Source organism: Streptomyces sp. NBC_01352 (assembly GCF_036237295.1).
Classification (GTDB): Bacteria; Actinomycetota; Actinomycetes; order Streptomycetales; family Streptomycetaceae; genus Streptomyces; species Streptomyces plumbiresistens.
On sequence record NZ_CP108354.1, the window covers coordinates 9,295,940 to 9,308,550 of the forward strand.

At 70.9% G+C, this 12,611-nt stretch carries 14 protein-coding genes; 12 read left to right on the forward strand and 2 right to left on the reverse strand.

Annotation, left to right across the window (positions count from 1 at the left end):
* Window positions 1-251: 251 nt before the first annotated feature.
* Together OG252_RS42705 and OG252_RS42710 are read right to left on the reverse strand one after the other, a co-directional pair.
* Window positions 252-989 (reverse strand): DUF1775 domain-containing protein, encoded by a 738-nt coding sequence (locus tag OG252_RS42705; RefSeq protein WP_266443971.1) that lies wholly within the window; start codon window positions 987-989, stop codon window positions 252-254.
* A gap of 70 nt (window positions 990-1,059) precedes the next feature.
* Window positions 1,060-1,713: a hypothetical protein gene (locus OG252_RS42710; RefSeq protein WP_266443974.1), complete on the reverse strand. Its 654-nt coding sequence runs from the start codon at window positions 1,711-1,713 to the stop codon at window positions 1,060-1,062.
* Between the two features lie 850 nt (window positions 1,714-2,563).
* On the opposite strand from OG252_RS42710, the gene OG252_RS42715 reads away from it, so the two are divergent.
* The 12 genes from OG252_RS42715 to OG252_RS42765 all read left to right on the forward strand — a co-directional run bounded on the left by OG252_RS42715 (window position 2,564) and on the right by OG252_RS42765 (window position 12,608).
* Window positions 2,564-2,878, forward strand: coding sequence for a DUF6400 family protein (locus OG252_RS42715; protein ID WP_266443977.1), 315 nt, complete (start codon window positions 2,564-2,566; stop codon window positions 2,876-2,878).
* Window positions 2,865-3,122, forward strand: a complete 258-nt coding sequence (locus OG252_RS42720; protein WP_150469777.1) for a hypothetical protein — start codon at window positions 2,865-2,867, stop codon at window positions 3,120-3,122. Before OG252_RS42715 ends, OG252_RS42720 begins: the two co-directional genes overlap by 14 nt.
* Window positions 3,123-3,316: 194 nt before the next feature.
* Window positions 3,317-5,098 (forward strand): enoyl-CoA hydratase-related protein, encoded by a 1,782-nt coding sequence (locus tag OG252_RS42725; RefSeq protein WP_266448789.1) that lies wholly within the window; start codon window positions 3,317-3,319, stop codon window positions 5,096-5,098.
* 63 nt (window positions 5,099-5,161) lie between these two features.
* Window positions 5,162-6,250, forward strand: coding sequence for a hydrogenase expression protein HypE (locus tag OG252_RS42730; protein ID WP_150469776.1), 1,089 nt, complete (start codon window positions 5,162-5,164; stop codon window positions 6,248-6,250).
* Between the two features lie 86 nt (window positions 6,251-6,336).
* Complete coding sequence (locus OG252_RS42735; RefSeq protein ID WP_150469775.1) at window positions 6,337-8,121, forward strand: nickel-dependent hydrogenase large subunit; 1,785 nt, start codon at window positions 6,337-6,339, stop codon at window positions 8,119-8,121.
* Window positions 8,118-8,657, forward strand: a complete 540-nt coding sequence (locus OG252_RS42740) for a hypothetical protein (RefSeq protein ID WP_266443983.1) — start codon at window positions 8,118-8,120, stop codon at window positions 8,655-8,657. Before OG252_RS42735 ends, OG252_RS42740 begins: the two co-directional genes overlap by 4 nt.
* Window positions 8,654-9,295, forward strand: coding sequence for a DUF5947 family protein (locus OG252_RS42745; protein ID WP_266443985.1), 642 nt, complete (start codon window positions 8,654-8,656; stop codon window positions 9,293-9,295). The genes OG252_RS42740 and OG252_RS42745 overlap by 4 nt, the downstream gene beginning before the upstream one ends.
* On the forward strand, window positions 9,292-9,975 hold the full coding sequence (locus tag OG252_RS42750) for a DUF6084 family protein (protein ID WP_150469772.1): 684 nt from the start codon (window positions 9,292-9,294) through the stop codon (window positions 9,973-9,975). The genes OG252_RS42745 and OG252_RS42750 overlap by 4 nt, the downstream gene beginning before the upstream one ends.
* A complete protein-coding gene (locus OG252_RS42755) occupies window positions 9,972-11,402 on the forward strand; it encodes a hypothetical protein (protein WP_329342923.1) in 1,431 nt (476 codons plus the stop codon). The genes OG252_RS42750 and OG252_RS42755 overlap by 4 nt, the downstream gene beginning before the upstream one ends.
* Window positions 11,399-11,950 (forward strand): hydrogenase maturation protease, encoded by a 552-nt coding sequence (locus tag OG252_RS42760; protein ID WP_266443991.1) that lies wholly within the window; start codon window positions 11,399-11,401, stop codon window positions 11,948-11,950. Before OG252_RS42755 ends, OG252_RS42760 begins: the two co-directional genes overlap by 4 nt.
* 11 nt (window positions 11,951-11,961) lie before the next feature.
* Window positions 11,962-12,066 (forward strand): DUF6893 family small protein, encoded by a 105-nt coding sequence (locus OG252_RS52435; RefSeq protein WP_373314921.1) that lies wholly within the window; start codon window positions 11,962-11,964, stop codon window positions 12,064-12,066.
* 143 nt (window positions 12,067-12,209) lie between these two features.
* The gene (locus OG252_RS42765; protein ID WP_329342924.1) at window positions 12,210-12,608 is read left to right on the forward strand and encodes a hydrogenase maturation nickel metallochaperone HypA/HybF; all 399 of its coding nucleotides are present in this window, start codon (window positions 12,210-12,212) and stop codon (window positions 12,606-12,608) included.
* The last annotated feature ends 3 nt before the right edge of the window (window positions 12,609-12,611 follow it).

The window sequence follows — 12,611 nt, forward strand, 5'->3', positions numbered from 1 at the left end:
TGCTGGCCGCCTTCGCGGTGTTGCTGTTGGCGGCGACCTGGCTCGTGGAGAACTTCTGATCCGGCCGCCCCGCTCGCGCGCCCGGCTCAGCGACGGGCATCGCGGCGCCTGGTGGTGGAGGCGCTCAGCCGCGCGGATCACCGGCTGGTCGGGAAGGCTCCGCACGACTGGCGGGTCGTAGTCGTACGAGGGAGGGCCCTTGCACTCCGAGACGACTCGGCGCGCAAGGGCCCTGGCAGTGGGCAGTCGGACTACTGCTGGGCGCTGCCCCGGCGGCGTACGACGAACACCACGGTCGCGATCGCGACGAGGACTGCCGCGACGATGCCGGTCCAGGCGCCCGCCGACAGCCCGCCGCTGTCGTCCGTTTCGGTGTCGGCCGCCTGCGGGGAGGGCGAGACGGCCGTCTCCTCGGCGGTCGGCGTCGGCGTCGGTGACGCGGCGGGGCTCTCCGACTCAGCGGCGGACGGGCTGACCGGCTTCGCGCCCGGTGCGGCGGCCTTCAGTTCGAGGACCGGGGCTTCGTTGCCGTGGCCGCCGCCGCTGGACTCACCCAGTTCGATCCAGCGGTCGATCTTGCCGTCGCTGTAGGTCTGCAACGTCTTGAACGCGAGCTCCTTCGCGTCGGGCAGCTGCCGGACGACGACCGAGTACTCGGCGCCCTCGCCGACCTTCACCGCCGGGCCCTTGACGGTGTAGCCGTCGTCGTTCGCGGTGAACGTCCAGCCCTTGGGGCCCTCTCCGTACGTCACGTCGGCGGGTGTGACGCCCTCGGGGAGGACCACCCGAAGCTCGGTGATCCCGGCGGTGGCGGACTCCGACTCGGCCACGAAGGTGAGCTCGGCATTCACGGCGAGCGCCTGGGCCTTGTCGGACTCCACCTCCACGTGGGCGGCGGCCGGAGCGGCGGTGAGCAGAACGGCGGTCGCCGCGGCGGCAGTGGCGACGGTCAGGCGCCGCGCGGTGCGCGGCAAGGTGATGCGGGACATGGGTGTCTCCAGGCATGAGGGTATGGCGGGGCGGCCGTACGGCGTGGGCCGAACCGGTGCCCTGGCGGGGTCAGTTGACGAGCACTGCCCTCGTCGGCGGCGGACCCCGCCGAACCACCGCATGCGCGAGCCCCGGTCCCATCGGCGGTGGCTGCTCGCTCTTCGCCGGTACGAGAATCGGCAGACGGATTTCCCTGGGTGCCGGTGACCGCCCCGCGACCTGTGTCCAGGCGGCGGTGAGGTGCGCCCGTACGCCATCGAGCGTTGCCGTCACACCCCGGGCCAGCGTCCAGCACGCCGCGTCCGCGCGGTGCAGCAGGACTGCCACGAGCACGGCGACCAGTGCGTGCGCGGCCGTCATGGCCACGGAGTCGTGCAGGCGCTCGTGCCAGGCCGCGTTGGAGTCGTGGGAGCGCCCACCGTGATGAGGTGCTGCCGTGGCCGGCGTGTGCCCGGCGTGCACGGTGAGCATCAGCCATAGGTGCAGCCCGGACTGGGCCACGACGCTCCAGGCGACGACCGTGGGCAGGGCGCGTGGGCGGCGGGTGCCGACGAGCCCGAGACCGAAGAGCACGGCGGCCGCGGCCGTGCCCTGCACCCACGGCACGGGCCCCTCGGCGATCAGGCGGTGGGCGCTCGCCCCCAGCACGGTGCCGACGACAGCGAAGACGGCGGCCCGGAAGACGGGCAGCGGCGCGCGGGGAGTCGTGGCTGGTCGGTGCATGGCTCGCTCATCATGGAACATCGCTTGGGCGGTTGGCAGGCCGGTCCCGGAAAGAGACCGATGCCTCATGGGTCGCACCCGGTTCGCCCATGCACCGCCGCGTGGCCTTCATCGGCCTGTTTGCGGCAAGGCTCGCTCCCCTATACGGCATCGAGTTCGGACTTGCTCACGGTCCGCCGTTTCGCGAGCCGCGGCGGCGCGGGACAGGAATGGCCCGGCCCCGTTCCGACTCGCTGTCCAAGCCGAGGCCCAGAAGGGCGCCTGGCGGATACCTGTCCTGGTCAGGCGCCCTTTTCTGGGTCTATGTGGGTCTAACTGGGTCTAGAAGAAGCCCAGTTTCTTCGGCGAGTACGACACCAGAAGGTTCTTCGTCTCATGGTGGTACACGCGCCGCATCCGGGATGACCAGCAGGAATGATGCCTGGCGCGGTCGTCGGCGGGACGACCGCCCCGTAAATGGTCCGGATCTTGATCCTCGAACCCGATGCAGGGGGCCTCAGCGCATGGGCGACCGTGTCTCCTGGCGCGCGAAGACGCGGCCAGGGCTTTGCGGGGACGAACAGGCATAGATGGAGACTGTTGCCACGGAGTCGCTCGGTCGGCCAGGGCCCGTCCTGTGGCGGGGTTCATGTTCAGCGTCGCTCGAACGTGCTGACGTGTTCCGGCGGGATCGGGCCGAGGTCCGCAGCGGAGCTCTTCCCCGGGGTGTATCCGTGCTGTGCGGGGAATGCGCCCAGCACCACCTGGCACGTACGGGTCGCCTCCGGACGTCCCCTGGGGGCGCGGGCGTGCTGTGACTTCTCCCACCTGCTCTTGCCGGGGCGAGAAGCGCTTGCCTACGTTCGGTCCCATGTCCTCCCATGGCCGCGCCCTTCCAGGTGAACCGGACGAACCCGCCGCGGAAAGCAGGCCCGCGACGGACCGACCCGACCCGTTCCCAAGGGTCGACCTGGACGTCGACCTGAGCTCACATGAACTGCTCCGGCGCGCTCATGTCCTGGACGCTCTCGGCCCCGACTGGGACCCCGTCGCCGCGCTGCGCGGCGAGGAAGCGGCGTATGAGCTGCTGTATTCCGGCCTCAGCGCGGAGCAACAGCGCGTGTACGACCAGCTGGTCTCGGCCGGTGTGCTGCCGCGGAGAGGCGGCAGCGATGCTGCCGCTTGACCCGCAGGCGGACATCGGGCGTCGCGCCTGGGTGGCCTGCCCGAACTGCGACGACCGTCGCGGGTGCGCCACCTGCGAGCAGGGGCGCACCTGTTCCGAGCACTGGCGCTACCTGCTTTCCCACGTCGGCAGCCTGCTCCACCTGCAGTGCCGGTCGTGCACTCACATTTGGACGCACGAGACCCACTTCGGTGCCACCCGCTCCCCATGGGAGCGCATCACCAGCGGCCTGCGACGACGCTGATCTTTCACGACGGGTGACGCGGGGAGCCGGGCCGTCGGTGTCGCCGCGGGCGATGGCCGGTGAGGCCGGACGGCGGATCGGCGCCCGCTTTTCGGATGACTCCACCGTCTGTCGTCGGGGACGGCGGGCAGCCCTGGCCGAGGATCGTGGTCGGCGGACATCCCTGCCTGCCGTTCGTCCGCCCGGAGGCAGCCGTGCACATCCTGCTCCTAGCCAGTGCGTTCAACAGCCTCACCCAGCGTGTCCACGCCGAGCTGCGCGACCGTGGCCACGCCGTGGCGGTGGAACTCGCCCTGCCCGGCAGCCCGTTGCCCGAAACCGTGCAGCGGCATGCACCGCAGCTCATCGTGGCGCCGATGCTGAAGACGGCGATTCCCGAGGAGGTATGGACAGCGCACACCTGCCTCATCGTCCATCCGGGGCCCGTGGGCGACCGCGGACCCTCCTCCCTGGACTGGGCGATTCACGAGGGCGTCGACCAGTGGGGCGTCACCGTCCTGCAGGCCGACGCGGAGATGGACGCCGGTGACGTGTGGGCCGGTGTACCGTGCCGGATTCCCCAGGTGTCCAAGAGCGAGCTGTACCGGGGCGAGATCGCCGACGCCGCGCTCGAGGCCGTCCTGCTCGCGGTGGAGCGCTTCGCCGGGGGCACACACGTACCGCGCAGGCAGGACGCGGCAGGCACCGCCGACTCGCGCCCGCGCCCCCGTCCGTACCTCGATCAGAGCGTCCGGCGAATCGACTGGGCCGAGGACTCCACGCAGGATGTCCTGCGCAAGCTGAGAGCAGCGGACTCGCAGCCCGGTGTGCTGGACGTGCTGCTCGGCCGCGAGTGGTACCTGCATGGCGGTCATCCCGACAGCGTGTTGCGAGGCCGCCCGGGCGAGCTGCTGGCCACCAGGGCCGGGGCGGTGTGCCGGGCCACCAAGGACGGCGCCGTGTGGATCCCCGAGCTGCGGCCCCGGCGCGTGCCCGGGCAGCCGCCCACGTACAAACTGCAGGCCGTGCGGGCACTGGGCGACCGGCTGCCACCCCTGCCCGATCATGCCCTGCCCCTGCTGCCCGAGGTGCGGCACCGTACCTGGACGGACATCCGCTACCGGGAGGAGGGGAACGTCGGGTTCCTCTCGTTCTCCTTCCCCGGCGGCGCCATGAGCACGGAGCAGTGCCGACGTCTGCTGGACGCCTACCGGGAAGCGTGCGAGCGGCCCACGTCCGTACTGGTGCTGGGCGGCGAACGGGACTTCTTCTCCAACGGGATCCATCTGGGCGTCATCGAGGCCGCGGACGACCCTGCTGCCGAGTCCTGGGCGAACATCAACGCCATCGACGATCTGGTCGAGGCTGTTCTGACGACGACGGACCGACTGGTGGTCGCGGCGGTCGCGGGCAACGCCGCGGCGGGCGGGGTGATGCTCGCCCTGGCGGCCGACGAGGTGTGGTGCCGCTCGGGCGCCGTGCTGAACCCCCACTACCGTCTGATGGGCCTGTACGGCTCGGAGTACTGGACGCACACCCTGCCCCGCAAGGTGGGTCCCGCGACGGCCGAACGGCTCATGCGTGAGGCCCTGCCGGTGAGCTCGGCGAGCGCACTGCGCCTCGGGCTCGTCGACCGGGTGGTCGACTGCTCTCCTGATGAGTTCCCGCCGGAGGTCGGCGGCCTGGCGGCCCGTCTGGCGTCACTGCCGGCGACGGCGTCACGGATCACCGCGAAGAAGACGGAGCTGGACCGGCTGGAGAGCGTGACCCCGCTGGCCGGCTTCCGTGAGCAGGAGCTGGCCCGGATGCGCCGGACCTTCGACGACCCGGATGCCCCGTACCACTCGCTGCGTCGTTCCTTCGTTCACAAGGAGCGGCCGGCGTGCACCCCGCCGCACCTCGGTCCCGCCCAGGTTGCGCAAACCGGTCCGACCCCCTCCGCCGTGGATGTCACCGGAACGGCCCTCAACGGCGTCTCATCACGGCCGAACGGCTGATACGAAGAATAGCGATGGTCGAAATCTGGGCTTTCATCCCTTACCTCCCCAGGAGGCGGTCCCATGACTGAGGCGACGCCGGACACGGTCGGCGCTGCGGACGCAAGCGGCGCGCCCGCCGACGAGACACCCACGATCCACATTCTCTGGATCAACGCCGGCCTGAGCTGCGACGGTGACTCGGTCGCGTTGACGGCGGCCATGCAGCCCAGCATCGAGGAGATCGTGCTCGGTGTGCTGCCGGGCCTTCCGAAGATCGCCGTCCACTGGCCGCTCATCGACTTCGAGTGCGGTCCGGTCGGCGGCTCGGACACGTTCATCGAGTGGTTCTTCAAAGGGGAGCGGGGCGAGATCGACCCGTTCGTGCTGGTCGTCGAGGGCTCCGTCCCCAATGAGGCGATCAAGCCCGAGGGCTATTGGTGCGGCTTCGGCGACAACCCGGAGACCGGCCAGCCGATCACCACCAGCGAGTGGATCGACCGGCTCGCCCCGAAGGCGCTGGCGGTCGTCGCCATCGGCACCTGCGCCACCTACGGCGGCATCCACGCCATGGCGGGCAACCCGACCGGCGCGATGGGCGTGCCGGACTACCTCGGCTGGGACTGGAAGTCCCACGCGGGCATCCCCATCGTGTGCGTCCCCGGCTGTCCGATCCAGCCCGACAACTTCTCCGAGACGCTCACCTACCTGCTCTACCAAGCGGCCGGCGCCGCCCCGATGATCCCGCTGGACGACAAGCTGCGTCCCACCTGGCTGTTCGGGGCCACCGTGCACGAGGGCTGCGACCGTGCGGGCTACTACGAGCAGGGCCAGTTCGCGATGTCGTACGACTCGCCGACGTGCCTGGTCAAGCTCGGCTGCTGGGGCCCGGTCGTCAAGTGCAACGTGCCCAAGCGCGGCTGGATGAACGGGATCGGCGGCTGCCCCAACGTCGGCGGCATCTGCATCGCCTGCACCATGCCCGGCTTCCCCGACAAGTTCATGCCGTTCATGGACGAGCCCCCCGGCGCCAAGGTGTCGAGCAACGCCAGCGGAGCCTACGGCGCCGTGGTCCGCAGGCTGCGGTCGATCACGGCCAAGACGGTGGACAAGGAACCCAAGTGGCGCCGTACCGGAGACAGGATCACCACCGGATACCGACCCCCGTGGTGAGCATTCGCCGCAGTTGATCCGCTCCCCGTTTTCGTGCATGCACCCCCCACACGAACCTCCCGCGCAACGAAGGGCACGGCACACAGATGGCACCGACGACGAAGGCGGCCGGCGACGGCAGCGGCCTGGTGGAGATGGCCTGGGACCCGATCACCCGGATCGTGGGCAGCCTGGGCATCCACACGAAGATCGACTTCAAGCAGAAGCGAGTCGCCGAGTGCTACAGCACCTCGTCGGTCTTCCGCGGCTACAGCGTCTTCATGCGCGGCAAGGACCCCCGCGACGCCCACTTCATCACCAGCCGCATCTGCGGCATCTGCGGCGACAACCACGCCACCTGCTCGGTCTACGCGCAGAACATGGCGTACGGCGTGAAGCCCCCGCACCTCGGCGAGTGGATCATCAACCTCGGCGAGTCCGCGGAGTACATGTTCGACCACAACATCTTCCAGGAGAACCTGGTCGGGGTCGACTACTGCGAGAAGATGGTCAAGGAGACCAACCCCGGCGTCCTCGAACTCGCCGAGCGCACCGAGGCCCCGCACGCCGCGGAGCACGGCTACCGCACGATCGCCGACATCATGCGCTCGCTCAACCCCCTGGAGGGCGAGTTCTACCGCGAGGCCCTCCAGGTCAGCCGCTACACGCGCGAGATGTTCTGCCTGATGGAGGGCCGCCATGTGCACCCCTCCACGCTCTACCCGGGCGGCGTCGGAACCATCGCCTCCGTGCAGCTCTTCACGGACTACCTCAGCCGGCTGATGCGCTACGTCGAGTTCATGAAGCGCGTCGTGCCCCTCCACGACGACCTGTTCGACTTCTTCTACGAGGCCCTGCCCGGCTACGAGGAGGTCGGCCGCCGCCGGGTCATGCTCGGCTGCTGGGGCGCGCTCAACGACCCCGAGTACTGCGACTTCACCTACGCCAACATGACCGACTGGGGCCGGCGCATGTTCGTCACGCCCGGCATCGTCGTCGACGGCAAACTCGTCACCAACGACCTCACCGAGATCAACCTCGGCATCCGCATCCTGCTCGGCAGCTCCTACTACGAGGACTGGCAGGGCCAGGAGCAGTTCGTCACCCATGACCCGCTCGGCAACCCGGTGGACCCGCGCCACCCGTGGAACCAGCACACCATCCCCGCCCCGCAGAAGCGGAACTTCGACGACAAGTACAGCTGGGTCATGTCCCCGCGCTGGTTCGACGGCAAGGACCACCTCGCCCTGGACACCGGCGGCGGCCCCATCGCCCGCCTGTGGTCGACCGCCCTGTCCGGTCTCGTCGACATCGGGTACGTCAAGGCCACCGGCCACAGCGTGGTCATCAACCTGCCCAGGACCATGACCAAGCCGGAGACCACCTTCGAGTGGAAGATCCCGAAGTGGTCCAACGCGCTGGAGCGCAACCGCGCCCGCACCTACTTCCAGGCGTACGCCGCCGCCGTCGCCCTGCACTGCGCGGAGAAGGGACTCGCGGAGGTCCGCGCCGGACGCACCCAGACCTGGGAGAAGTTCGAGGTCCCGGACGAGAGCATCGGCGTCGGCTTCACCGAGGCGGTCCGCGGTGTCCTCTCCCACCACATGGTGATCCGCGACGGCAAGATCGCCAACTATCACCCGTACCCGCCGACCCCCTGGAACGCCAGCACCAGGGACACCTTCGGCACACCGGGCCCGTACGAGGACGCCGTGCAGAACACGCCCATCTTCGAGGAGAACACCCCGGAGAACTTCAAGGGCATCGACATCATGCGCGCCGTCCGCAGCTTCGACCCCTGTCTGCCCTGTGGCGTCCACATGTACGTCGGGGGCGGCAAGACGGTGAAGTCGATGCACGTGCCCACCGGCCTGAGCGGACTGGGCGGATGAGCGCGGCGACGGCCACGGCGCCGGTGAACGCGGAGCAGACCGGACGCCGTGTCGAGGAGGTGCTGGAGCGACTGACCGCGAGCGGCGACCCGGCCGCCGCCGCGGCGGCGGAGGAACTCGTCCGGTCCCTCATGGACTTCTACGGTGCCGGCCTGGCCCGCATCCTCGACCTGCTGTCCTCCGCTCCCGGCGGACCGCCGGCGGCACTGCTCGGTGACGAACTGGTCGCGAGCCTGCTCGTCCTGCACGACCTGCACCCCGAGGACCGCGACACCCGTATCGCCCGTGCCCTCGACGTCGTACGGGAACACGCCCTGGACGTCGTGGACTTCGACGAGGAGAGCGGCACCCTCACGCTGCGGGCCAGGGAGGCCGGTGGCTGCGGATGTGGCTCCGGCTCCGGTGCGGGCGCACGGGAGGCCGCGGAGGCCGCGCTCGCCTGTTTCGCGCCGGAGGTCAGGGCCGTCGACGTACAGACCGCGCCCGCCGGGCCCACACTCCTTCAGATCAGCACGGCACCGACGGGGGCCCGATGACGGCGTCCCCGACGACGCGCATGCCCGGCCTGCGGAGGTTCCTCACCGAGAGACCTCCGCAGCCCGAACGGTGCGAGTTGTGCGCCGTGACGGTGGAGGCGGACCACCGTCATCTTGTCGACACCGAGAAACGCGCCCTCGTCTGCGCCTGTACCCCCTGCGCGCTGCTGATGGAACAGCCGGGCGCCGCCGCCGGCCGCTTCTGCACGGTCCCCGCCCGCTACCTCACCGACCCCCGGCACCGCCTCGACGAGAGCGCGTGGGACGCGTTGCAGATCCCGGTCGGCGTCGCCTTCCTCTTCCGTAACGCGGCACTCGACCGGCTCGTCGCCCTCTACCCGAGCCCGGCCGGAGCAACCGAGAGCGAACTCGAACCGGCCACATGGACCGACGTCCTCGGCGGCAGCCGCCTCGCCGAACTGCTCGAACCCGACGTGGAGGCGCTGCTGCTGCGCCGCACCGACGGCCGCTTCGAGTGCCTCCTCGTACCGATCGACATCTGCTACGAACTCGTCGGCCGCATGCGCCTGTTGTGGCAGGGCTTCGACGGCGGGGCCGAGGCCCGGGCCGCGCTGGACGCGTTCTTCGCGGACGTCGCGCGACGCGTCCGGCCCGTGGACGAGGCGGTACGGCCGTGACGGAGTTCTCCTTCGCCTGCACCGGCGTCCGCGCCGACCGGTACGCCGCCGGACCGACCCTCGTCTTCCGGCTGCGCGTCACAGCCGCCGGCAACGCCCGCGTCCACGCCCTCGCGCTGCGCTGCCAGATCCGCGTCGAACCCGCCCGCCGAGCCTACGAATCCGCCGAGGCCGACGGACTGGCGGACCTCTTCGGCGAGCGCTCCCGCTGGGGCAGCACGCTCCAGCCGGTGCAGTTCGCCCAGGTCTCGCTCATGGTCCCCAGCTTCACGGGGGAGACCGAAGCCGACCTCGTCGTGCCCTGCACCTACGACATGGACGTCGCCGCGACCCGCTACCTCACCGCCCTCACCGACGGCGAGGTCCCCCTGCTGATGCTCTTCTCCGGTACGGCGTTCACCGGCGTCGGCGGTTTCCAGGTCGAGCCGGTCCCGTGGGACCGCGAGGCAGCCTTCCGGATGCCCGTCACCGCCTGGCAGGAGATGGTCGAGCAGCACTTCCCCGGCTGCGGCTGGATCCGGCTGCCCCGCGACACCATGGACGCCCTCCTCGCCTACCGCTCCCGGCACGCCCTGCCCTCCTGGGAGGCGACCGTCGCGGCGCTGCTGGAGGGTGCCGACCCGCCCGCGCACGACCCGCTGCGCGCCCTCACCGGCACCACCGGAAGGACCGATCCGTGACCGTGACCGCGTTCGCCCCCGGGACGGAGGAACGGTTCGCCGTCGCCCGGCAGGTGGCCGACGCCGTCCTCTTCGAGGGCTACGTGCTCTACCCGTACCGCGCCTCGGCCGCCAAGAACCGGCTGCGCTGGCAGTTCGGGGTGCTCGTACCGCCCGGCTGGGGCGCCGAGTGCGAGGAGCACGACTTCCAGCACACCGAGTGCCTGATGGAACCGAAGGCGGGGGCGACCCTCTCGGTCGAGGTGCGCTTCCTGCACGCCCGACGGCGCACGGTGCAGCGGGCCCGCCCGGACGGAGGCTACGACACCGTCTCCGAACTCCGCCTCGAGGACCGGGTGCTGGTGCCCTGGGACGAGGGCGGCGAGGAGCGTGTCGAGGTGGTCGCGTCGGTGGACGAACTCCTCGGCGACGGCGTGACCCATCCCTTCCGGCGCCCCGCCCGCGAGGACACCGAACCGGTCCTGGACGCGGCCGGCCGAACCGTCGGCCGACTGGTCCGGCGGTCCGAGGAGATCAGTGGGACGGTCCGGCTGTCCGCCCGCGAACTCGACGGCCCCTACCGGGCCCTGCGGCTGACCGCCGTCGTCGAGAACACCAGCGACTGGACACCCCCCGAGGAACGCGCCGCGGACCGGGACGCGGCGCTGCCGCACTCCCTGGTGGCCACCCACCTCCTCATGGCCCTCAGCGCCGGATCGTTCCTGTCGATGACCGATCCGCCCGAGTGGGCGAAGGGCGCGGTCGCCGCCTGCCGCAACCTGCACACCTGGCCCGTACTCGCCGGCGAACCCGGCCGCGCCGACCTGGTGCTGTCCTCGCCGATCATCCTGGACGACCATCCGGCCATCGCACCGGAGAGCCCCGGCGCGCTCTACGACGCCACCGAGATCGACGAGATCCTCGCGCTGCGCACCGCGGCCCTCACCGAAGAGGAGAAACGCGAGGCCCGGGGTACGGACGAGCGGGCGGCCGCCGTGATCGAGCTGGCGGACTCGATGCCGCCCGAGGTTCTGGAGCGGCTGCACGGGGCGGTGCGCAGTCTGCGTGAAGTGACCGGCCCGGGCCCATCCGCCCCGGACGGCGGCTTCCCCGACGAGTTCGGGGTGCAGCGGCCCGACACCCCCTGGTGGGACCCGGCGAGCGAGGCGGGCTTCGACCCCGCGCGGGACCGGGTGGTCGTGGACGGCCGGTCGGTGGGCCAGGGCAGCCGCGTCGAACTGCACCCGGGCCTGCGGCGCACGGACGCGCAGGACATTTTCCTGCGGGGCCGCACCGCGAAGGTCGAGGCGGTGCTGCACGACGTCGACGGGGGGGTGCACCTGGCGGTCACGGTCGAGGGCGACCCGGGCGCCGACATCCGCCGCGAGCAGGGACGGTTCCTGTACTTCCAGCCCGACGAGGTCACACCGCTGGAGGACGACGTATGAACCCCTCCCCGTGGTCAGGCCCCAGGACCCTGGTCGCCGGCATCGGCAACATCTTTCTCGGGGACGACGGCTTCGGTGTGGAGACCGCCCGCCGGCTCGCCGAGCACGGCCTGCCCGGACACATCGAGGTCGTGGACATCGGAGTGCGCGGGGTGCACCTCGCCTACCAGCTGCTGGACGGCTACGACACCCTCGTCCTTGTGGACGCCACGGCACGCGGCGAAGCCCCCGGCACGCTGTACGTGATTGAGCACGACGTCTGCGGAGAGAGCCCTTCATCCGCCGCCCCCGCGCTGGACGGCCACCGGATGACCCCCGACACCGTCCTGGCTCTGCTGGGCACCCTGTGCGCCGGGACCGGCGGCGAGCCACCACGCCGCGTCCTGGTCGTGGGATGCGAACCGGCCTCGGTGGACGAGGGCATCGGTCTCAGCCCGCCGGTGTCCGACGCCGTACCGGAGGCCGTCCGGCTGATCGAAAAGCTGCTGAGGCACGGGAAGCCGGGAGAGTCCGCGCCGCGGGCCACGGCCGGTGGGATCTCGACATGAGGAGAGACGGGATGAAGAAGATCGTCATCGGCGGAGCGGCCCTCGCCGCCCTGGTCGCTGTCGTCGCCGAGGTGCTTCCCGACCTCCGGCGCTACCTGCGGATCCGACGGATGTGAAACGGGGGAGCCACCGGTGCGCCGTGAGGTTGCGTCGAACGGTGTATCCGCCGGCCGGTGACGGCGTGCCGGGCCGTGCGACCAGCGGGCGCCCGCCTCTAATGAAGCCCGGCGGGAGGCAGGCTGCGGAAGGACGGAGACCCATGCACGAGATGTCCGTCGCGCTGGCCGTCGTCGACCAGGTGGAAGAGGCCGCCACACGGGCCAAAGACGTCACGGCGGTGCGATGGGTACGGCTCCAGGTGGGCGAACTGGCCGGCGTCGTACCCGAGGCGCTCGCCTTCTCCTTCGAACTGGCCTGCGCCGGATCCCTCCTGGAAGGCGCCGAACTGATCACAGAAGCGGTGCCCGGGCGGGCCCGCTGCACGCCCTGTGCGCACGAATGGGCCGTCGGCATGCCGCCCCGGCTGACCTGCCCCGCGTGCGGCGGTACGCAGACCGACCTGCTCGCGGGCCGGGAACTGCAGATCCTCGACGTGCACTGGGAGGACGGCGGCCCCACGCACACGCCCACCCGCGAACCGATCTCCGAGGAGCGCTGAACC

Excerpts from the sequence above, each read along its gene's own strand:
- OG252_RS42705 (WP_266443971.1), bottom strand. The coding sequence starts at position 989 with ATGTCCCGCATCACCTTGCCGCGCACCGCGCGGCGCCTGACCGTCGCC.
- OG252_RS42710 (WP_266443974.1), bottom strand. The coding sequence starts at position 1,713 with ATGCACCGACCAGCCACGACTCCCCGCGCGCCGCTGCCCGTCTTCCGG.
- OG252_RS42715 (WP_266443977.1), top strand. The coding sequence starts at position 2,564 with ATGTCCTCCCATGGCCGCGCCCTTCCAGGTGAACCGGACGAACCCGCC.
- OG252_RS42720 (WP_150469777.1), top strand. The coding sequence starts at position 2,865 with ATGCTGCCGCTTGACCCGCAGGCGGACATCGGGCGTCGCGCCTGGGTG.
- OG252_RS42730 (WP_150469776.1), top strand. The coding sequence starts at position 5,162 with ATGACTGAGGCGACGCCGGACACGGTCGGCGCTGCGGACGCAAGCGGC.
- OG252_RS42735 (WP_150469775.1), top strand. The coding sequence starts at position 6,337 with ATGGCACCGACGACGAAGGCGGCCGGCGACGGCAGCGGCCTGGTGGAG.
- OG252_RS42740 (WP_266443983.1), top strand. The coding sequence starts at position 8,118 with ATGAGCGCGGCGACGGCCACGGCGCCGGTGAACGCGGAGCAGACCGGA.
- OG252_RS42745 (WP_266443985.1), top strand. The coding sequence starts at position 8,654 with ATGACGGCGTCCCCGACGACGCGCATGCCCGGCCTGCGGAGGTTCCTC.
- OG252_RS42760 (WP_266443991.1), top strand. The coding sequence starts at position 11,399 with ATGAACCCCTCCCCGTGGTCAGGCCCCAGGACCCTGGTCGCCGGCATC.
- OG252_RS52435 (WP_373314921.1), top strand. The coding sequence starts at position 11,962 with ATGAAGAAGATCGTCATCGGCGGAGCGGCCCTCGCCGCCCTGGTCGCT.
- OG252_RS42765 (WP_329342924.1), top strand. The coding sequence starts at position 12,210 with ATGCACGAGATGTCCGTCGCGCTGGCCGTCGTCGACCAGGTGGAAGAG.